The sequence below is a fragment of the Caulobacter sp. X genome (genome assembly GCF_002742635.1).
Taxonomy (GTDB): domain Bacteria; phylum Pseudomonadota; class Alphaproteobacteria; order Caulobacterales; family Caulobacteraceae; genus Caulobacter.
In genome coordinates, this window is record NZ_PEGF01000003.1 from 51,681 (window position 1) to 71,428 (window position 19,748).

The window sequence follows — 19,748 nt, forward strand, 5'->3', positions numbered from 1 at the left end:
ACTTCAGTCCAATTCTTTCGCCGACTCGGTCCGCTCGTCCAAGGGTCCGACCCAGAATGTATAGGCAGCCAAGCCGATTAGGGTAACCGCTGTCACGTAAATCAGCGCTCCGGAAAAGTCCTGCGCCCTGACCAGAACACCGATCACCGTGGGCGTTACGGCAGCCGACAGGCCTCCGACCAGGTTGAAAACCCCGCCCACGAGCCCGAGCTGGTCACGCGGCGCGAGCAACGAGACGAAGATCCAGGTGATCGATGCCATGCCATTGCCGAAGAAGGCAATGGACATCAGCACCAGCGCCACGTCGTTCGACTTCGCCCACAGCGCCCCCAGGATAAGGCACGAGAGGAGAATGCCCGTAATGACGGGCCCCTTGCGTGCGATCCCGGCGCCGACGCCCCGGCGCACAAGCCAGTCAGAGATGGCGCCGGACAGCAGCACCCCGGCCAGGGCGCAGAGGAACGGAACGCCGGCCATGAACCCGACCTTGTCGAAGGCGATCCCGCGCGCCTGGACCAGATAGGTCGGAAACCAAGTCAGGAAGAAGATGCTGACGGTTCCGATGCAGAACTGGCCCAGATAGACGCCCCGCATCCGCCGATTGGCGAAGGCGGACCAGATCTCCTTCAACGAAGGCAGGAGGGCCTTGCGTCTCGAGCCGCCCCAGTCGACGGCGGCGCCCGAGGCCCGTAAGGCCTCAAGCTCCGTCCGACTGACGCGCGTATCCGCCTGCGGGTCGCGGTAGATGGCGAACCAAACGCCGGCCCAGGCCAATCCTAGTAGACCGCAAGCGTAGAATAGGCAGCGCCAGCCGAAGTGGGCCTGAAACGCGACAAGCACCGGCGCCAGTACAGCGAGGCCAAGAAATTGCCCGGAGGTGTAGAACCCGATCGCGCCCGCCCGCTCCCGTGTCGAGAACCAGCTCGTCACCACCCGATTGTTGATCGGATAGGACGGCGCTTCAAACGCGCCGATCAGCACGCGGCAGACCAGCAGCAACAAGACCGAACCGGCCAGGCCCTGCAACATGGTGACGAGGGACCAGAGACCGAGCAGCACCGGATAGAGGATGCGCGGCGCGATCCGGTCCGCCAAGATTCCGCCGGGGATTTGGCACAGGGAATAGGACCAGGCGAAGGCCGAGAACACCAACCCCATCTGCACGCTGGACAGCCCAAGACTGCGCGTCAGATCGATCGCCGCGATGGCGATGTTCGTCCGGTCGAGATAGTTGATCACGACCGTGACGAAGAGGGCCAGCAGCATGACGAACCGCTGCGACGGCAGGACGCTGCGCCCTACCAATTGGTGTAAGACCCATCAGGCTTGTAGCGCCTTGGCGGTTCCCAATACGCAAAATGGGCTGCGGCGACCGCGTCTTCGTCCACCGTCAGGCCAAGGCCCGGCGCTTGCGGAACGGCGAATGACGCGCCGTCCAGCTGCGGCCTGTCCGGGAACATCCGGTCGTAGTCCGTCATGTCCAGGCCGTAGGGGTCGACTTCCTGCCAGGCCAGGTTCGGCGCCGCCGCCGACATGTGGATGGTCGCCATCGTGCAGATCGGCCCCAGCGGATCGTGCGGCATGAGGTCGATATAATGCGCCTCGGCCATGGCGGCGATCTTCATGGCCTCGGTGAACCCGCCGACATTGCAGATGTCCACCCGGGCGAAATTGGTTAGCCCGCCTTCGATGTACGGCAGGAAATCCCACTTGCTGGCGAACTCCTCGCCGATCGCGAAGGGCACGGCTGTCATGTCGCGAAGCGTACGATAGGCCCCCGGACATTGCTGCCGAATGGGCTCCTCCAGAAAGTCGAGGGTGCCCGACGGCATCCGCTGACAAAAGCTGGCGGCCTCGGCGACCTGCAGTCGGTGATGGAAGTCGATGCCCAGGGTGACCGCGGAGCCGAGCTCCTGTCGCGCCTCGACCAGCGCGCCCGCCGCTTGGGCGATCGCCTGCCGGGGATCATAGATATGCCCGCTGGGCTTGGCCTCGCCGACCGTGGCGCGAATGCAGTCCCAGCCCCGCGACTTGAGCGCGACCATGTCGGCAATCATCGCCTCGCCGTGCGCCGCCGTGCTGGTGATGAAGCACGGGATCCGGTCGCGCTGGGCGCCGCCCAGCAGACGATGGATCGGTACACCCAACGCCTTGCCGGCGATATCCCACAGGGCGATATCGATCGCGGAGATCGCCGCGGTGATGGTGCGGCCGCCTTCGAAATACTGCCCGCGGTACATCTCCTGCCATAGGGCGCCGATATTCCGGGCGTCCTTGCCGATCAGGAACTCGCGGAAGTGTCCTACCATCGCGGCGACCGCCTGCTCCCGGCTCGACAATCCCGATTCCCCCCAACCGAAGAGCCCTTCGTCCGTCTCGACCTTTACCAGACAGAGATTTCGGTGCCCGGCCCAGACGGGATAAGCGGTTACAGCGGTGATTTTCATGCGAACTGCCTTCCGAGCGCTATTTCAGGTCATCGTCGCGGCACAGCTGCGCAGCCATGCCGTGGTCGGCCAGAAGCTCGGCTCCCGTCATCGCACTGGCGCGTTCTGACACCAAAAAAGCCGCGATGGCCCCGATTTCCTCGATCGTCGCGAACCCGCCGTCGGCGTGCATGGCGTTGAAGCCGGTCTCCAGGCTCGGCGAGCGGTCGATCACACCTTGCACCGCCTCGGTGCGCGTCAAGCCAGGACTTAGCGTGTTGGCGCGGATGCCGCGCTTGCCCAGGCTCCAGGCCATCGCCCGGGTCATGGCCGAAATGGCGCCCTTGGTCGCCGCATACATTTCATAGCCGGCGACGCTGGAGGTCCCGTGGTTGGACGAGACGTTCACGATCGCCGCGCCGCGCGGCATGACCGGCGCAAGCCACTGGGTGAGCAGGAACATCGACCGGACGTTCGTATTCCAGAGCCTGTCGGCGTCCGCGATCGAGAACTCGAGGAAATCACCTTCGATGGTGACACCGGCGTTGTTGATCAAGCCGTCCACGGTCGTCAGATGGTCCTTGGCGGCCTCGGCGAAGGCCTTCAGGCTTTCGATCGAGGAGATGTCGCAGGGCATGAAGGTCACGTCATGGCCTTGGGCGCGCAGCGCCTGCGCCCGGTCCTCGCCATTGCTGCGCTGGCAGAACACCACCCGCGCGCCCGCCGCGCAGCAGGCCTGGACTATGCCCCATCCGATGCCCGCGCCGCCGCCAGTGACGACGATCGACTTACCGTTCAGAAATTTGTCTTGCATCATGACTTAACGCCTCCACGCGCTGAGTTCGCGCGCGACCTCTTCGATGGTTTTGCCGCGGGTCTCGGGCAGCATTTTCCAGAGCACCAGCAAGCCGGCGACAACGAACGCCGCGTAGACGCCAAACACCGACGCGGCGCCAAAGCTGATCAGTTGCCAGGGGAACAGCTGCTGCACGGCGTAGTTCACCAGACTGGTCGCAAGCGCGCAGGTCGGGATGGCCACGCCCCGCACGGCGGTCGGAAAGATCTCCGACAGAATCACCCACATGATCGGCCCGATGGAAAACTGGAACGCCGTGACGAAGGCGGCGATGCCGATCAGCACCAGCGGGATGTTCAGCGAGGTGGCCGCCTTCAGCAGTTCGGCTTCATTGGCCTGGGCGACCTCGGCCCCCAACGTGTTCGCCAGTTCGCGCTTCAGCACGACATCGCTCGGGAAGGACTTGCCGACCAGGGGCTGCAGGGCCGCGCGGTCGATCGAGGCCGGCAGTTCGGCGACGCGTTCGGCCGGCAGTTGATAGGTCGCGGTGGCGAACGCCAAAGAACAGGCGATCAGGCTCGCGGCCGCGACGCTCAGGCCGCCCAGCAGAATGGTGCGACGCCCCACCCGATCGATGAAGACCAGCGCCAGGGACGTGGCGATGATGCTGAAAACGCCGTTCACGACGGGCACCAGGAACGAGGCGTCGGCGCCGACGCCCGCCTGTTCGACCACGTAGGGCGCATAGAACATGATCGCGTTGATGCCGGTCGCCGGCTGGATGGCGGCGATAATGAACCCGATCACGGCCGCCTTGCGGATGCTGGGCGAGAACATTTCTCGAAGCTTCTGCAGTGTGCCGGCCTCGCCCTCGGTCGTTTCCGAGCGAATGGTCTGATCGATCTCGGTAAGCGCCTGCTCGACCTCGCCCGGTCCGATCAATCCACTCATGACCGTGCGGGCTTCTTCGACGCGCCCTTTGAGCATCAGCCAGCGCGGGCTCTCGGGGACACGCATCAGGAAGAGCACCCAAAGGATCGACGGCGGGATCTGAACCCCCAGCATCCACTGCCACGTGTACTGGGCCATCCCGGTGCTGACCGCGATCGGACTTCCGTCGGTGACCCAACCCTGAATGAAGTAGTTGGCCAGATAGGCCACGAAGAGGCCGACGACGATGTTCAGCTGGTTGACGGCCACGAGCAGGCCGCGTCGGGCCGGCGGGGCGATTTCGCCGACATACATCGAGGACACCGAGAGCGAGGCGAACGCCAATCCGCCCAGGAAGCGCGCGGCGACCAACTGGGCGATGTTCTGCGAGACGACGGCCAGCAGCACCGAAAGTAGATAGAGCCAGCCGATGATCAGCAAGGTCCTGCGCCGACCCAAACGGTCGCAGACCGTTCCGGTCACGAGCAACGCCAGCACCACGCCCAGCGCCGGCGAACTGACCGCATAGCCGAAGCCGATGGCGTCGGTATGCAGTTTCTCGATGATGTAGGCCTTGGTGCCGGAGATCAGAGCGGCGTCCAGGCCGAACACGAAGCCGCCGAAACACACCATGATCGCCAGGATCAGGGCCCGTCGATTGGTTTGGACTTGGCTCACCGCCCCCGAAGGGGTGCTGACTACGGGACCGGCCATCAGTGGAACTTCCGAATATGGGATTGGAACAGCCGCTGTTGGCCGTACGAAAGCGGATGGAAAACGACAACCGCGCCATTTAGGGGGTGTCCGGACAACAGCGTCTGACTCATCTATCCTCCCGGGCGGCGCCGGCTTCCTCGTCTAGCGCTCGCCGCGCGTCAATTGTCAACAATTCCGAGTGACGCCCTAGAGACCCTTCACTTGGGTCTCCACGCGAAGGAGCACGTCATGGGCGGTGATGAACAGGGTTGAGCCCTGCTCGCCGAAACAACAGTTGCCGGTCGCCTTTCCGGTGACGATGCGCCCCAGCGCCTTGCCCTCGGGATCGATGATGGCCACGCCGCCGGGCGCGGTGGCGAAAAGCACGCCTTCGGTCGTGACCTTCAGGCCGTCCGGCATGCCGGGGCTGCCGTCCGCCTGGAAGACGCGCATGTCGAACCAGACGCCCGCGTCACGCCGCCACTCCCCGCTTTGGCTCGAATACCGAACGATCCGCGGCGCCTCGCTGTCGGACGTCGAGACGTACAGATGCTCGCCGTCGGGGGACAGTGCGACGCCGTTCGGAAAGGCCAGGGTCCCGTCCACCAGGGCGACGCGCCCGTCCGGACTCCGGCGATAGACGCCGTTGACGCTCCGCTTCTGCGACGGCGCGTACTTGCCTTCGATCAGCCCGGTCGGCGGATCCGAAAAATAGACGGTCCCGTCCGCAGCGCGGACCAGGTCGTTGGGACTGTTGAACGGATCGGCGTTGGGTCCCCGCACGAACGGCGCGGCCTGGCCCGTGGTCAGGTCGTAGAGGAGGATCGAGCGACTGTCCTGGTCGCACATCAGGACCTTGTCGTCGGGGCGCAAATAGAGAAGGCCGTTTGTGCCCGGCATGACGAACGCCGGCGCGCCGCCGAACCCGCCGGGTGATCTCAGCACGCCCAGTCCGGCCTCGCGGCTCCACATCCGGACCAGATTGGCCGGGATGTCCGAAAAATAGAGACGGCCGCGCTTGCTGTCCCAAGTGGGCCCTTCGCTCCACGAGAAACCGCCGCCGAGGCGTTCGATCTTCGTGTCTACGGGCAGGATTTTGTCGAGTGCGGCCGAGAAGCGATCGACGCGAAACGCCTCGGAGGGGCCTGCAGTCTGCTCGGCGTGAGGCCGCCCAGCCGCGCCGGCGGACGCCAACAGCGCACCGGCGGCCAACACGGCGCGACGCGAAACACACGCCTCCCAGCGATCTTCCGTCGCCATAAGCTGCCTCCCCACTCTAACGCGACAAGCCTTGACACGATTGTCAACATTCGACAATCAAAAAGGAGGCAGTGGTGAAAGTGTCATGGGGTCCAACGAAAAAATGGTGCAGTCGGGAAATCGCTCGATCATGCTCGTCGCCCCCGCGCTTTACCGCGTGCCGCTGAGCGAGGCGCTGACCGACGCCGGCCACGGGCTTCACACCCATTTCGAACTGGTCACGTGCCGCATCGCCAGCGCCGACGGCGTCGAGGGTGTCGGCTACACCTACACCGGCGGCCGCGGCGGAAGCGCCATCGTCGCGCTGATCCGCGATGCGATCGCGCCGCTGCTGATCGGGCGGGACGCCAACGACATCGAGGAACTGTGGCGCTGGCAGCTGCGCGCGCTCCACTATCTGGGCATGGGCGGCGTGGTCGGCTTCGCCGTCGGCGCGGTCGACATCGCGCTCTGGGACCTAAAGTGCAAGCGCGAGAACACCCCCCTGTGGCGCGCCGCGGGCGGTCAGACCGATCGTGTGGGCTGCTACCGCGGCCTGATCGATCTTGGCTATTCCGACGAACACCTGCTGGACGTCGTCGCCCGGGAGATGAGCAGCGGCCATACCGGCATCAAGCTCAAGGTGGGGCGAACCGAAATCGCCCGCGACGTGGCGCGGGTGAAGGCGGTCCGGGCGCTGATCGGGCCCGACAAGGCGCTGATGGCCGACGCCAACTATTCCTGGGACGCCCAGAGCGCTATCGAGTTCGGGCGCGGCGTCGCCGACTGCGATCTGACCTGGTTCGAAGAGCCGGTCGCGCATGACGATCTGGACGCCTATGCCGAAGTCTCAGAGGCGATCGATATTCCGCTCGCTTCCGGCGAGAACTGGCGCACGGTGCCCGAGTTCGAGAACGCCGTCGCACGGGCGAAGATCGGCTATCTGCAGCCCGACGCCTCGAACCTCGGCGGCATCACGCCTTGGCTGAAAGTAGCCGAACTGGCCCGCAAGGCGAAGCTGCCGGTGGCCTCGCACGGCATGCACGAGTTGCACGTGTCGCTGATGGCGGCCCAGCCGAACGCGGCGCTTCTCGAAGTCCATTCCTTCCCGATCGACGCCTACACCACAACCCCCCTGCAGGTCGTGGACGGCGTGGCTACAGCGCCTTCGACGCCGGGCATCGGGGTCACTTTCGACCACAGTTTGTTGGCGGCCCACCGCGTCGCCTGAAGCGAGAACAGCCATGAAAAGCGCAATCTATGTCGGACAGGGCCGGTTTGAGATCGGTCCTGGTGATCGTCTGCGGCCTGGTCCCGGTGAAGTCACGCTCGAGGTCGGCTATGTCGGCCTGTGCGGCACCGATCTGCACGTCTATCACGGGAACATGGACCATCGCGTCTGTCCGCCCGGCGTGATCGGCCATGAAATGTCCGGCGTGATCACCGATCTGGGCGACAACGTCGACGGCTTCGCCAAGGGCGACCAGGTCGTCGTTCGGCCGCTCGACTATTGCGGCGACTGCCCCGCCTGCCACGCCGGCCATTCGCATGTCTGCCACAAGCTCAAATTCATGGGCATCGACTCGTCGGGCGCGCTGCAGTCGTTCTGGACGGTGAAGGCCCGCACCCTGCACAAGCTGCCGGCGTCGATCGACCTGCGTCGCGGCGCCCTCGTCGAGCCGCTGGCGGTCGCTTGCCACGATGTGGCCCGGGCGCGAGTGCAGGCCGGCGAACGCGTCGTCGTGCTGGGCGGCGGCCCGATCGGTCAGTTGATCGCGTTGGTCGCCAAGGCGCGCGGCGCCGAGGTTCTGATCTCCGAACCGACCGCCGTGCGCCGTCAATACGCGGCCGACGCGGGCTTTGCCGCCTTCGATCCGACCACCGGCGACCTGGCCGCGCATGTGACCGAATGGACCGAGGGCAAGGGCGCGGACGTGGTGTTCGAGGTTGCGGGCGTTCAGGCCACGGTGACAGCCATGACCGACATCGCCGCGACGCGCGGCCGGATCTGCATGGTCGCGATCCACTCCAGCAAGCCGCAGGTCGACCTCTTCAGGTTCTTCTGGCGCGAATTGGAGCTGGTCGGCGCGCGCGTCTATGAAGCCGTCGACTTCGACGCAGCCATCGAGTTGATCGCCAGCGGCGCGGTCGACGTCGACGCCCTGATCACCTCGGTGCGCCCGATCGACGAAATCCAAAAGGCCTTCGAGGCCATGGACAGCGCCGACCCCGGCATGAAAACCCTGTTGGAGTGCAGCCATTGAGCGACAAGATGTTCGACCTGACCGGTAAGGTGGCGCTCGTCACGGGCTGTCGCCGTGGAATCGGCATGGCGATGGCCGTGGCGCTGGCCGAGGCCGGCGCCGACATCATCGGCGTCTCCGCCTCGCTGGATCCGGCCACCGACGAGGTCGCCAAGGCAATCAAGGCGGCCGGGCGCGCATTCGCCGGATACAAATGCGATTTCGCCGATCGCGCCGCGTTCGATGAGACGCTGGCGACCATCCTGCTGGACCATCCGCGGATCGACATCCTGGTCAACAACGCCGGCACGATCATGCGCGCCCCGGCGGCCGAGCATCCCGACGACCTCTGGGACACGGTCATCGAGGTGAACCTCAGCGCCCAGTTCCGGCTGACCCGCGAGGTCGGTAAGCGGATGATCGCTCAGGGCGGCGGCAAGGTGATCTTCACCGCCTCGCTGCTGTCCTACCAGGGCGGGATCAATGTTCCGGGCTATGCGGCCAGCAAGGGCGGCGTCCACCAGCTGACCATGGCCTTCGCCAACGAGTGGGCGGCCAAGGGCGTCAACGTCAACGCCATCGCGCCTGGCTATATCTCGACCGACAACACCGAGGCCCTGCGCGCCGACAAGGCGCGGGCGGACTCGATCCTGGCCCGTATCCCGGCCGGCCGCTGGGGCGAGCCCGACGACTTCAAGGGCCCGGTCGTGTTCCTGGCCTCGCCGGCGTCGAACTATATGCATGGCGCGACACTGTTGATCGACGGCGGCTGGATGGGGCGCTGATCATGGATCTCGCGCTCTACACGATCGAGGACGGCGCGGACCAAGCGCCGCGCGTCACGCAGTCCGCCTTGCCGCCCCTGGAGGTCATCGCCGATCTCCATGTATTCTACGCCCCCTTGCTCTCGATCGAGAGCAAGGGGGTCACCCTGGCGCGCGGACGCGTTGAACCCGGCGTCGAGGTTCCGCCTCATGCCGCCGGGTCGCGCTACATCGCCTTGGTGGTGTCGGGGACCGGCCTGCTGACGCTGATGCGCGCCACGGTCGATGTCCCCGAAACGTCTCTGGCCTACCAGCCGGGGACGTTGATCGACTTCCCGCCCAACGCCCGCCACGGATGGATCAATACCGGGCCCGAGCCGCTCGAGTGGATCGGCCTGGATCTCGGCGCCTGATCGGCAAGGTTCAGATCGAGAACTGAACCTTGCCACCGGCCTGGCCCGACGTGGCCAGGGCGAACGCTTCACGGGCCTCTTCCAGCGGGAAGGTCCGGCCGATCAGCAACGAAAAATCGAACTGACCCGAAGCGATGATCGCCATCGCTTCGCGGAATTCGCGATTGAACTGGAACGCGCCGATGATGCTGAGCTCCTTCAGCATGATCAGGTTCAGATCGACCCCATTGGCGCCCGGCTGCAGCGTCGAGACGACCGCGACCGCACCGCCCTTGCGCGCCGCCTTCATGGCCAGGTTGAACGCCGGGATGGCGCCCGTGGCCTCGACCACGCAGTCATAGCGCAGGGTCGGAACCGGCTCGGAATCGCCACCGATGAGATAGCCGGTCCGGGCGCCGAGCTTGACGGCCTTCTCGACCAGTTCGGGCTTCATGTCGGCGCAGTCGACTGTGGCGCCCTTGGCCAAGGCCCCGATCGCGGCCAGCAGGCCCATCGGCCCACAGCCCATGACCAGCACCTGGCTGCCCGGGCCGACCTCGGCCAGATTGACCGCGTGGAGCGAACAGGCCAGCGGCTCGGTGAAAGCCAGCTCGGCCGGCGTGACCCCCTCGGGGGCCGGGTGGCAGCAGGCGGCCGGGAAGGCGAAGACTTCCTGGAAGAAACCGTCGATATGCGGCACCGTCAAAGCCGAGCCCGGGAATTTCTTGTCGGTGCAGAGGTTCTCCTGACCCGACTGGCAGTATTCGCAGCGACCGCAGCCGATGATCGGATTGACCGCCACCAGCGCCCCCTCGGGTAGGTCGCTGCCGTTGGGATCCAGGACATAAGCGCAAGCCTCGTGACCCAGAGAGACGGGGTTTTGCAGCGGAAAGCCTGCGTTCCCGAAATGCTTGAAATAGTGCATGTCGGTTCCACAGATCCCGGCCCGCGCCAGGTGCAGACGCACCCACCCCTCGGGTAGCGGTCCGGCGGGGTTGGCCTCGCCAACCTCGATCTGGCCGGGGGCAACAAGCTTGGTCGCAACGGGCATGGCGGGCCTTCCTAAAAGCCGATGGAGAAGCCGGCGTCGACCGGAAGGGCCACGCCGTTGATGTAGGCCGAGCGCTCGCCGGCCAGGAACAGGCACGCCTGCGCCACGTCCTGGGCCGTGCCGAACTTTCCAGTCGGGATCCGGCCCTCGATCTTGCGGCGACGGTCGGGATCCTTGGCCAGCACGGCGCGGGTCATGTCGGTTTCGATGAAGCCGGGGCACACCGCGTTGCAGCGCATGCCGAACGCCGCGGCGTCGACTGCGACACTGCGCGTCAAGCCGACCACGGCGGTCTTGGTCGTGACATAGGCGGCGGCGCTGGGCAGGGCGATCAAGCCGGCCATCGACGAGATGTTGACGATGGCGCCCCCGCCGACGTCCTTGCGAAGGCGGATGAAGGCGGCGCTCAGACCGAACATCGCTTTCAGGTTCAGATTAACCACCGCGTCGAACTCATCGGGAGCGACCTCCCAGGCCGGCTTCTTCAGGTGGCGGCCGGCATTGTTGATCAGCACGTCCGGCGCGCCGAACACGCCAGTCGCGCGCGCCATTACCTCGTCGGCGTCGGCCGTGGCCAGATCCGCCTCGCAGAACCTGGCGGCGTCGCCGAACTGGCTCCCAAGCGTCTCAAAGTCGCCGAGCGTACGGCCCACCACCACGACGCGATAGCCGTCCTCGAGGAACAGTTGGGACTGCGCCAGCCCCAAGCCCTTGTTGCCGCCGGTGATCAAAGCAATCTTGGTCATGCGCGCCCTGCCTGGCGATGGTGTTGGTAAAGCGCGTCGAGCGTGTCTGCGAACGTCGACGTCGGGATGTCTTTCAGGAAGAAGTTCGGCATCAGTTCGCAGACATCGTCGACAAAGCCGAGGAACCACTCGTCTCTCGGACGGGTCCAGGCCGCGTCGATCGTCGCGCGCCCGCCTGCAAAAAAGCCCGTCGCCTCGCCCCTCGCCTGGGCGGCGTCCCACGCCCCCGTTGCGGCGGGCTGACCGTTATTGGCCAGGTAGGCTCCGGCCTGGACGCCGACCGAGGCCAGCCAGGCCGCATGGGTGATGGCGGCGTCGCGGTGGGCGCTCGACGCCGAGACCGCGATCCCCGCGCCGCCGAGGATACCGGCGCGCTGGCCGACGCCGGCAAACACCGGCAAGTCGGCGTATTCGAGCAGCCGGGTGCGAAAGCCTTCCCGGGCGTAGTTGACATAGCCAAACAGGCACGGCGACTGGTCGAATTCAGCCTGATCCGACGACAGGATTTCGAGCACGTGGATCGGATTCCAGTCGACCGCCTCCGCCGGCCCAAGCCTGAACATCGCCTTCAGGACCGCCAGTCCCCGCTCGGTGACGCCACGCTCGATAAAGGCCGCGCCGTCCGAAGGCACAGGCGCGCCCAGGCTGGCGGCGAAGGTCAGCAGGGCGTCAAAGGCGTCGACCGGCTTCAGGGGCGTGACGGCGCGAAACCGCTTTGCGTCCTCGCCCAGCAGGTCGTCCCAGGTGCGGATCAACGGCGTCGGCGAACCCGCGCGGCGGGCGTACATCTGGCACGCCGCGTCGATGGCGTAGGCGTAGCGCTGGCCTTCCCAGACATAGCTCTCGGCCGAAGCGCCGACCGTGGGCTCAAGCCGCGGCTCGGGGTCGGGCAAGGCGGTGACCGAGCCGTCACGGGCCAACTGGCCGACGTGTGGGTGGTCGATGACGATCAGGTCGAAGGTCTCGGCTAGGCGCGCGATGGGAACATCGGCGAAGGCCTGCAGCGAGCGCTTCTCCCAGGTGACCTTGACCCCGGTCTGCTCGGCCCAGAGCGCCGCGGTGGCCACCAGCGGATCATAGCCCCGCTCGTGATCCCAGGTAACGCCTCGCAAGGCGGTCACGAGACGGCCTCAAGCGCCAAGCCGAACTCTTGGCTGAGGGCGAGGTTGTTCGCCCCCAGATCTGGCGCCGGCCGGTCGGTCGACGGGCGCTGACCGTCGATCCGCATCGGCGGACGGGTCGTCTGAACGGCCAGCCCCGTGGTGCTCTCGAAGCTGCCGAACTGATCCAGGCGACGCACCGCCGGCTCCTGCAGCATGGCCTCCCAGTCGAGCACGGGCGCGCACCAGATCCCCTCCGGCTCCATGACGCTCAGCCAAGCGGCCGTAGTCCGGGTCGCGACCTGTTCGGCGATCAGCCGCTTGGCGTCGTCGCGCTCCGCCGTGGACAGGCGACGCGGCGGGAAGAACGGCTCCAGGCCCGGCAACTCCAGCACCTCGGCCAGCTTGCGCAACGGGTTCATGGCCAAGGCCAGCCACCCGTCGCGCGTCTGGTAGACCCCGTAAGGCGGCGGCGCATTGACGTTGGCGTTGGCGATGCTGGAGCGCTGCGGCGCCTGGCGGCCGCCATTGAGATACTCGGTGAGCATCTCGAACTGCATGTCGATCATCGATTCCAGCAGGCTGGTTTCGACCAGCGCGCCCATGCCCGTTTGCCCCTTGGCCACCAGCGCGGCCAGCACGGCCTGGGTGGCGTTGGCGCCGGTGTAGATGTCGGCCATCGCCAGACCCGTCGGGACGGGCGGCTGGTCGGCGTTACCGGTCAGCCACATGATGCCCGACCGGGCCTGCGCCAGCAGGTCCTGCCCAGGCAGATGCGCCCACTCGCCCTCCGGCCCGTAGCCGGAGATGCTGGCGTAGACGAGACCCGGATTGATCTTGCACAGGTCTTCGTAGCCCAGGCCAAGCCGTTCGGCGACGCCGGGGCGGAAATTCTGGATCACCACATCGGCCTTGGCGACCAGGGCCAGAAAGGCATCCCGCCCCGCCTTGGCCTTCAAGTCGATCGCCAGGCTTTCCTTGCCACGGTTGATGGCGTGGAACAGCGTCGAGACCGTCTGACCGTCGGTCTTATAGAGGTCGCGACAAGGGTCGCCGCCGTCCGGCCGCTCGATCTTGATGACCCTTGCGCCGAGGTCTTGCAGCCTTAACGCCGCGTAGGGCCCGGCCAGGAAGAGCGCCAAATCCAGGACGAGAAGTCCATCCAGTAGTTTTCGCGGCTTCTGCACAGCTCTCCCCGAGGCCTGGACGCTGGGACGACGTTAGCGTCCGTTTCCAACCTCATGTTCCCCAGATCACTCATTGTCAACAATTGACCGATAAAAGAGCCTGCCAGCTTCCGCAGAAGGATGCTCACTTTCACTGATGGAAGCTTAGGGTCCAAACCTCGCCTCAAATCGCCCCCTAAGCATGGACTTTCCGCCACATATGGAAATTACTCCCACTCAAGAGAACGCGGTGATTTAGCCGGCGGCCTACACGCAACTCGATTCTAGGGAGGAAATCTTGCAGGCTCGCGAAGTCAGCGCCTCGGGCACTGTTGATCTGCAGGTCGAGGCGGGGATCGCTCAGATCGTTCTGAACAGGCCCTCCAAGCACAACGCGTTGACGCTCAGCATGTATGACGACATCGCGCGGATCTGCGGACAGGTGAACCGCGACGACCGCATCCGCGCCGTTGTCATTCGCGGCGCCGGCGAAAAGGCGTTCTGCGCCGGTTCGGACACCGGAAACTTCGCCGACTTCGCGGACTTCATGGCGTGGACCGCGACCGACGACTACACCCATCATCTGCTGTCGATCCAGAAGCCCTGTATCGCCGCCATCAAAGGCTGGGCCTTGGGCGGCGGACTTGAAATCGCGCTCGCCTGCGACATTCGTGTCGCTTCGCAAACCGCGGTGTTCGGCGCGCCCGAAGTGACCCTGGGCTGGACGGGGGCCGGCGGGGCGGCTCAGCACCTGACGCGCCTGGTGGGCTACGGGCAGACCATGCGGATTCTGCTCACCGGCGATCGCGTCGACGCCGAGGAGGCCAAGTCGCTGGGCATCATTGAGTGCCTGGTCGAGGCTGGACGCGAAGTCGACGTCGCCCTGGAGTACGCCGAACGGATCACCGGGTTCGACGCCTTCGCCACCCAGTCTATCAAGTCGGCGGTACGGCACGCCATGAGCCATTCCGTGGCCGAGGGCTTGCGCATAGAGAAGCAACTCATGACGCTGTGCTTCACGCAGCGCGAGTTCGAAAGGCTTTTCGCCAATGCGCAAAACCCCGCCGCATGAGCGCGAGGCCCCGCTAGACACCGGCCTTCCTGAAAGCGCGAGCGCGCCGCCCCCCGAAGGCAAGGCCATGGTCGTGCCGGCCCTGGCCAAGGCCCTGGACATTTTCGAGATCCTGGCCGACGCGTCCCGGGGCCTGACCATCGCGCAGATCGCGCGGGAAGCGGGCCGGACGATCAGCGAAATCTACCGGATCGTCATCTATCTTTCCGAGCGCGGCTATCTGGAAAAAAACCCAGACACGGACCGCTATGTCCTGACGCTAAGGCTTTTCCAGTTGGCCAGCACGAACGCCCCGGCCGGGCAGCTCGTGCGGCGCGCCATGCCGATCCTCGAGTCGATCGCCTACCGCACCGAACAGTCGTGCCATCTGGCGATCCTCTCGGGCCAGAATGTGCTGGTGCTGGCCTCCGAGCCCTCCCCCCGACATGCCGGCTATGCGGTCCGCACCGGCGCGGCCATCCCCGTGCGCGAAACCAGCTCCGGCGTCGTCATTCTCGCCTTCGTCAGCGATGATCGGCGGGAGCGGCAGTTGGGCGGCTTCCTACCGACAGAGCGCAACGACTGGCTTGAACGGATCGAACGCGTTCGACGCCAAGGCCACGAGCTGCGCGACAGCACACTGGTCCAAGGGGTGCGCAACCTCAGCGCCCCGGTATTCGACCACCGCGGTGTCGTGGCGGCTCTGACCATGGGCTATATCGGCCAGAGCCCTCAGCGCGTCGGGATCGAGGAGGCGCTGCGCGAGTTGAAGTTCGGCGCCGAGATGCTGTCGCGCAAGCTCGGCGCGCGCGAGGGCGCGCCGATTACGCCAGGCGATTGACCAGGCCTTTGTTTTCATCCTGCTGAATGATCACCGGCCAACCTGGGAATTGCTGCCCGGCTGACGGTTCACGCAGGTCGGCCAGGAACCGGTAGGCGTGGACCGCATAGCGCTTGGCGGCGGCGTCGAATTCGACGAAGCCGAACCCGCTGCCCTTCTGATGGGCCTTGAGATAGCGGTTCGAGTCCGTGCCGATGTCGGGATTCCCCACGGCGTAGACGTAGATGGGGTTGCCGAAGCTGTCGCGATATTCGCCCGTGTCGGCCAGGTGATGGCTGGGGCGGTTGCCGACCGGCAGCCCGGCGCGATCCGGGTTCCACCACCGCGGCCAGCCAGCGGCGATCGCCGGCGTGCAGAACGCCCAGTTGGCGTCGCGTTGCCGATCGACGCCGTACTGCGACAGGCTGCCCAGGTGGGTGTCTCCGCAGATGTGCAGCGCGGCGGCCGAGCGCATCAGCCGCACGGCCCGGTCGCGTCCGCTGCGCGGCCAGCCGCTGCTGTCGAAATCGTATTTCAGATAGTTGTCGGGCGTCGGCTGGTGCGTGGCGATGCCGGCAAACACGGTCTGACTGAGCACCGCCTTCAGCGCATGGCCGCGCCAGTCCTCGGCCCATTGCGCCAGGAAGCGCTCCTGCCGGTCGCCGAGAAGCTGCAGATCAGCGCGATCGAGGGCCGGGTTGACGAAGGTCGGCGTCTCGTCCTTGCCGGTCTCCCCCACGACGATCCCCAGGCGTTCTGGACCGGACTTCCACATCCGGTCGGCCAGGATGGCGAAGCTCACGCCGCCGAACAGCAGCTCGGTGTGATAGGTGCTGATCCCCTGCAAAACCGGGACGGGGTCGACGGGATCGGGCAGGTGCGAGACGTTGGTTCGATGGATCGCGTTCACCACCCTGGCCGGCTCGATATAGCCGCCCGCCATGTCGCTGCGGCCAGTCGCGACCGCGGCGGCGGACATCTGCGCCCCGGCCTCACCCCAGATGTTGCCCTGCAGGACGTCGTGGTCGTCCGGCAGGCAGATCGTGGGCCGGTCGCGCATCGCATCCCGGAACGCCCAGCCGAACTGGTAGAACTTGCGCAGGTAGTTGTGGATCGCCCGATCGTCCGGGCTCCGCACCAGGCCAAAGCCGCCGTGGTTCTCGTAAATCTGATCGCCCGAGAACAGCACGAGGTCCGGGTCCAGCTTGACGACATTGTCGGCGACCGGCGCGTAGGGAAAGGCGTAGTCGTTCTGACAGGTAAGCGCGGCCATGCGCAGCGGCCGGCCGCGGGGCTCGGCACGCACTATGCCGGTGAACCGGTCCACGCGCTCACCGCCGGACCGCAGTCTCTCACGATAGGTCAGCCGGAACGGCGCCGCCGACCCGGCATCCCAGTCGGGCAGCCGGAATGTCGCCACCCAGGCCTCGCGGTCCAAGGTCGCCGCGCCCATCGGCAGCCAGCGGCCGTCGCGCAGGACCTCGAGTTCGACCTCGGGGCTATCGGCCTCGCCCATCGGACCGGTGATCACGCTGAGTTTGAGGACACTGCCCTCCTCGCCCCGAGTCTGACCCAGCGTGTACATGGCCCATAGAATGGGGCCGAACCGGCGCTTGGGATTGAGGTCGAGCCCCGCTATCGTCCAGTCGGAAAAAGCGTACAGCGAGTTCGCGTCGCCCCCTATGCCGTCGGACGTCACCGAGAAGTTGCTGACCAGCGCCACATTGCCGGCGATCCGTTCGAGCTCGACCACATCCTCCAACGCGCCGAGGATCTTGCCGCTGGCCGCGGACTTGACGACGAAGCTAATCGCCAGCCGGCCGGCCCGGGGCTTGGCGGTGAGCAGGAAGTCGCAAGGCGTCGCGGTCGCCGCCGGATCGACGGGCAGCGACAGTCCCCCCAGCACCATACAGTCGGCGAGCACCCCGGCGTCGTAGCCATGCTCGACAAAGCAGTTGCTGCGATAGTCGCCGATGTCGCTGCGCGCGCCGAGCCGGATCGCCGCGCCGCCGACTTTTGCGCCGCCTGTCCTCACTACGCGCGCTCGGATCTCGAACTCGCCGACCTGGCGGTCGATCTGGTGCACGAGCGAATGGACGCTGCGATTGCCTCCGGACGAGCCACAGCACGCCATGCCGTCCTCGATCCGCCAGTCCTCCATCGGATTGGCCCAGACGTCGCCGCCCAGCCAGACGCGATCAAACCGATCCGCCCAGGGGGCCCGCCACTGCCCCCGCACAGACGCCTGCGCGCGGCTGGCCGCACCGACCCCGAGGCCGGAAAGGGTCAACTTAAGGCCGTCTCGACGAGTCAGACCACGGCTCATGGCCGGCTCTTCGATCGAAAGTCATTTCCGGCGAGGTGGTCGGGGCGCGCCGCAACGCCCACCGTCAAGATGGAACCGGGCCTGACCGCCCGCAGCACCTGGGTCGAGCCGTCACGCCAGGTGACGGTGACGCGCTCGATCTTGGTGGCCGCGCCAAGTCCGAAATGCACCGGATTTAGGATCGACTGGGTATGGACCTCGCCCGACGACGCGACGCGCCGGCGCTGCTGACCCAGCGGGGTCTTCAGCACGACGAGCGCGCCCTGCGCATCGATCCCGCTGACCGGAGAGCGCAGAACTTTGATCTCGCTCCAGTTCCGCGCTGACGGGCCCGAGCCCAGATTGCGATAGAGCCGCCAGTGGCCGTTGTCGTCGTCGCCGGTGAGGACATCGAGCCAGCCGTCCCCGTTCTGATCGAAGGCTGCGCTCATGTCGCCGTGGCTGTCGCCCGTGTCGGTGGTGGCGGAAGGCACGGGAACGTTCTCGAAGCGCCCCCCACCCAGATTGCGGAAGAGCAGGTCGGGAATGCGTTGGCGTAGTTCGCCGAAGCGGTTGACGAAGAAATCGATACGGCCATCATTGTCGAAATCGCCACTGGCGACGCCCCAATTGTTGTCGGACGCCCCGGCCGGCAGCTGGGTCGAAATGTCGGTGAACTTGCCTCCGTCGTTGCGCAGCAGGATGTCGCGCACACCCAGCACATTGGGCGTCCAGCGCGGCTGGATCGCGCTCAGACCCGTCACCGAGGCGCGCAAGTCCCAGGCCAGATCCCCCGAAAGATTCCAGGCGAGGCGCCAGCGCCCCTCTCCTAGATAGCTGAGGAACCAACCGTCCTTGTCGAGCGCGGTGGGTAAACCCTCGGCCTGCCTTGGGGCGACGCTCAGCGGCTCAACCGGCGTGTCGACCCTGACCATGCCAGCGCCCAGATAGACGGGGAGCACGGTGTTGGGGGCTCTTGGGAAGTGCCAGAAATCCCGCAACACGACGTCGCCCGGCGCGGTGAATTCGATCCAGTCCTGGCTCTTGTTGCCCTCGTCGCGCAGATCCAGCCGCCCCGTTATCGGGGAGAAGGAAACGGCGTTGTTGGCGATCTCATAATAGACTTTGCCGCGCGCCAAATAGATGTCGAAGTCGCCATCGCCGTCGATGTCGGCTTCGCTCGCGGCGGTGACGAACGGCGCATGCTGCAAGCCGGCTGGCAGAACCTCGGCGGACACATCGCGAAACTGGAAATTCCCTAGGTTCTTCCAGACAGACAGGGGCGAGAACGTGATGAAGTCGGGGCGACCGTCGCCATCGATGTCGGTCTGCAGCGCCCTTTCGGCGTCATTGATTTCGAACGCGTCAGACGTCTTGTGGTAGGCGAACCGGCCATCGCCTAGATTTTCGAAGAAGAAGCTTCTGGGCCCGGTCTCTCCGGGCAATTGGATCGCGTTGATCGACAGGATATCCAGGTCGCCATCGCCATCCACGTCGACCCAACGGACCGAGCGCCCACGCGCGCCCACGCCCTTTAGGCCAGCTTCCGCCGTCACGTCGGTAAACCGCCGCCCTTCCTGCCGCAGCAGCACGGGCGGCCGGGGCGACTTGCCATTGCCGCCGCCCACGGCGACCAGCAGGTCGAGGTCGCCGTCGTTGTCGAAATCGGCGGCGGCCAGGCCATGGACGTCAGGATAGATGGCCGGGAACTCTCCCTTGACGAACTTGCCGTCCGTGGTTCCCCAAAACAGCATTGTCGGTTGCCGATCGTGATTGCCAAGCACCAGATCAAGGTTTCCGTCCTGATCCAGGTCGGCGACCAGCGGCCCGCCATACTTCCATGAGCTGGGACTGGAGAGCCCGACCTCGCCCGTGACGTCCTTGAAGCGCGGTGCTGTTTGAGCCTTGGCCTCCCCCGCCTCAGCCCCGGTCGCGGCGAGGCAAGCGGCGGACATAATCAGCGTCGTGAGCCTACGGTATCTCATGAGAAGCCCTTTGCGCTCCAACCCAGTCGATCATATTG

Annotated in this window: 17 protein-coding genes; 6 read left to right on the forward strand and 11 right to left on the reverse strand. The window is 66.0% G+C overall.

Annotated features, from left to right (window positions below):
• Window positions 1-3 precede the first annotated feature (3 nt).
• The 5 genes from CSW60_RS22100 to CSW60_RS22120 form a co-directional block, all read right to left on the reverse strand.
• Window positions 4-1,266, reverse strand: coding sequence for an MFS transporter (locus CSW60_RS22100; protein WP_099539385.1), 1,263 nt, complete (start codon window positions 1,264-1,266; stop codon window positions 4-6).
• Window positions 1,267-1,298: 32 nt separating this feature from the next.
• Entirely contained in the window at window positions 1,299-2,447 is a 1,149-nt protein-coding gene (locus CSW60_RS22105; RefSeq protein WP_099539250.1) for a mandelate racemase/muconate lactonizing enzyme family protein, read from the reverse strand.
• Between the two features lie 19 nt (window positions 2,448-2,466).
• On the reverse strand, window positions 2,467-3,243 hold the full coding sequence (locus CSW60_RS22110) for an SDR family oxidoreductase (protein WP_201723114.1): 777 nt from the start codon (window positions 3,241-3,243) through the stop codon (window positions 2,467-2,469).
• A 3-nt stretch (window positions 3,244-3,246) separates the two neighbouring features.
• Window positions 3,247-4,866, reverse strand: coding sequence for an MFS transporter (locus CSW60_RS22115; RefSeq protein WP_099539251.1), 1,620 nt, complete (start codon window positions 4,864-4,866; stop codon window positions 3,247-3,249).
• Between the two features lie 189 nt (window positions 4,867-5,055).
• On the reverse strand, window positions 5,056-6,108 hold the full coding sequence (locus CSW60_RS22120) for an SMP-30/gluconolactonase/LRE family protein (RefSeq protein ID WP_099539252.1): 1,053 nt from the start codon (window positions 6,106-6,108) through the stop codon (window positions 5,056-5,058).
• A 130-nt stretch (window positions 6,109-6,238) separates the two neighbouring features.
• Between CSW60_RS22120 and CSW60_RS22125 the strand changes: the two genes are divergently transcribed.
• The 4 genes from CSW60_RS22125 to CSW60_RS22140 are packed head-to-tail and all read left to right on the forward strand — an operon-like array spanning window position 6,239 to window position 9,507.
• Window positions 6,239-7,318 (forward strand): mandelate racemase/muconate lactonizing enzyme family protein, encoded by a 1,080-nt coding sequence (locus CSW60_RS22125; RefSeq protein ID WP_201723115.1) that lies wholly within the window; start codon window positions 6,239-6,241, stop codon window positions 7,316-7,318.
• Between the two features lie 13 nt (window positions 7,319-7,331).
• Window positions 7,332-8,351 (forward strand): zinc-binding dehydrogenase, encoded by a 1,020-nt coding sequence (locus CSW60_RS22130; RefSeq protein ID WP_099539253.1) that lies wholly within the window; start codon window positions 7,332-7,334, stop codon window positions 8,349-8,351.
• Window positions 8,339-9,115 carry an SDR family NAD(P)-dependent oxidoreductase gene (locus CSW60_RS22135; protein WP_369801047.1) on the forward strand — a complete coding sequence of 259 codons (777 nt, stop codon included), beginning with the start codon at window positions 8,339-8,341 and terminating at the stop codon, window positions 9,113-9,115. Before CSW60_RS22130 ends, CSW60_RS22135 begins: the two co-directional genes overlap by 13 nt.
• A gap of 2 nt (window positions 9,116-9,117) precedes the next feature.
• Window positions 9,118-9,507: a cupin domain-containing protein gene (locus tag CSW60_RS22140; RefSeq protein WP_099539255.1), complete on the forward strand. Its 390-nt coding sequence runs from the start codon at window positions 9,118-9,120 to the stop codon at window positions 9,505-9,507.
• A 10-nt stretch (window positions 9,508-9,517) separates the two neighbouring features.
• Here the strand turns inward: CSW60_RS22140 and CSW60_RS22145 are convergent, their stop codons facing one another.
• Genes CSW60_RS22145 through CSW60_RS22160 form a run of 4 tightly spaced genes read right to left on the reverse strand, consistent with a single transcriptional unit; the run spans window position 9,518 to window position 13,570 of the window.
• On the reverse strand, window positions 9,518-10,537 hold the full coding sequence (locus CSW60_RS22145; protein ID WP_099539256.1) for a zinc-binding dehydrogenase: 1,020 nt from the start codon (window positions 10,535-10,537) through the stop codon (window positions 9,518-9,520).
• 11 nt (window positions 10,538-10,548) lie between these two features.
• Window positions 10,549-11,283 carry an SDR family NAD(P)-dependent oxidoreductase gene (locus CSW60_RS22150; RefSeq protein WP_099539257.1) on the reverse strand — a complete coding sequence of 245 codons (735 nt, stop codon included), beginning with the start codon at window positions 11,281-11,283 and terminating at the stop codon, window positions 10,549-10,551.
• Entirely contained in the window at window positions 11,280-12,404 is a 1,125-nt protein-coding gene (locus CSW60_RS22155) for an extracellular solute-binding protein (RefSeq protein WP_099539258.1), read from the reverse strand. Before CSW60_RS22155 ends, CSW60_RS22150 begins: the two co-directional genes overlap by 4 nt.
• Window positions 12,401-13,570, reverse strand: a complete 1,170-nt coding sequence (locus CSW60_RS22160) for a CaiB/BaiF CoA-transferase family protein (protein WP_099539259.1) — start codon at window positions 13,568-13,570, stop codon at window positions 12,401-12,403. Before CSW60_RS22160 ends, CSW60_RS22155 begins: the two co-directional genes overlap by 4 nt.
• Window positions 13,571-13,847: 277 nt before the next feature.
• Here CSW60_RS22160 and CSW60_RS22165 point away from each other — a divergent pair, with 277 nt between their 5' ends.
• Together CSW60_RS22165 and CSW60_RS22170 are read left to right on the forward strand one after the other, a co-directional pair.
• Complete coding sequence (locus CSW60_RS22165; protein WP_161495675.1) at window positions 13,848-14,621, forward strand: enoyl-CoA hydratase/isomerase family protein; 774 nt, start codon at window positions 13,848-13,850, stop codon at window positions 14,619-14,621.
• Window positions 14,599-15,441 (forward strand): IclR family transcriptional regulator, encoded by an 843-nt coding sequence (locus tag CSW60_RS22170; protein ID WP_099539261.1) that lies wholly within the window; start codon window positions 14,599-14,601, stop codon window positions 15,439-15,441. Before CSW60_RS22165 ends, CSW60_RS22170 begins: the two co-directional genes overlap by 23 nt.
• Here CSW60_RS22170 and CSW60_RS22175 read toward each other — a convergent pair.
• Both CSW60_RS22175 and CSW60_RS22180 read right to left on the reverse strand, forming a co-directional pair.
• Window positions 15,425-17,746, reverse strand: a complete 2,322-nt coding sequence (locus tag CSW60_RS22175) for an alkaline phosphatase D family protein (protein WP_099539262.1) — start codon at window positions 17,744-17,746, stop codon at window positions 15,425-15,427. The two genes, CSW60_RS22170 and CSW60_RS22175, sit on opposite strands and share 17 nt — an antisense overlap.
• Window positions 17,743-19,680 (reverse strand): CRTAC1 family protein, encoded by a 1,938-nt coding sequence (locus tag CSW60_RS22180; RefSeq protein ID WP_161495676.1) that lies wholly within the window; start codon window positions 19,678-19,680, stop codon window positions 17,743-17,745. Before CSW60_RS22180 ends, CSW60_RS22175 begins: the two co-directional genes overlap by 4 nt.
• Window positions 19,681-19,748: the final 68 nt, after the last annotated feature.

Coding starts and splice junctions, on each gene's coding strand:
- CSW60_RS22100 (WP_099539385.1), bottom strand. CDS start 1,266: ATGCTGCTGGCCCTCTTCGTCACGGTCGTGATCAACTATCTCGACCGG.
- CSW60_RS22105 (WP_099539250.1), bottom strand. CDS start 2,447: ATGAAAATCACCGCTGTAACCGCTTATCCCGTCTGGGCCGGGCACCGA.
- CSW60_RS22110 (WP_201723114.1), bottom strand. CDS start 3,243: ATGATGCAAGACAAATTTCTGAACGGTAAGTCGATCGTCGTCACTGGC.
- CSW60_RS22115 (WP_099539251.1), bottom strand. CDS start 4,866: ATGGCCGGTCCCGTAGTCAGCACCCCTTCGGGGGCGGTGAGCCAAGTC.
- CSW60_RS22120 (WP_099539252.1), bottom strand. CDS start 6,108: ATGGCGACGGAAGATCGCTGGGAGGCGTGTGTTTCGCGTCGCGCCGTG.
- CSW60_RS22125 (WP_201723115.1), top strand. CDS start 6,239: ATGCTCGTCGCCCCCGCGCTTTACCGCGTGCCGCTGAGCGAGGCGCTG.
- CSW60_RS22130 (WP_099539253.1), top strand. CDS start 7,332: ATGAAAAGCGCAATCTATGTCGGACAGGGCCGGTTTGAGATCGGTCCT.
- CSW60_RS22140 (WP_099539255.1), top strand. CDS start 9,118: ATGGATCTCGCGCTCTACACGATCGAGGACGGCGCGGACCAAGCGCCG.
- CSW60_RS22145 (WP_099539256.1), bottom strand. CDS start 10,537: ATGCCCGTTGCGACCAAGCTTGTTGCCCCCGGCCAGATCGAGGTTGGC.
- CSW60_RS22150 (WP_099539257.1), bottom strand. CDS start 11,283: ATGACCAAGATTGCTTTGATCACCGGCGGCAACAAGGGCTTGGGGCTG.
- CSW60_RS22170 (WP_099539261.1), top strand. CDS start 14,599: ATGCGCAAAACCCCGCCGCATGAGCGCGAGGCCCCGCTAGACACCGGC.
- CSW60_RS22175 (WP_099539262.1), bottom strand. CDS start 17,746: ATGAGCCGTGGTCTGACTCGTCGAGACGGCCTTAAGTTGACCCTTTCC.
- CSW60_RS22180 (WP_161495676.1), bottom strand. CDS start 19,680: ATGTCCGCCGCTTGCCTCGCCGCGACCGGGGCTGAGGCGGGGGAGGCC.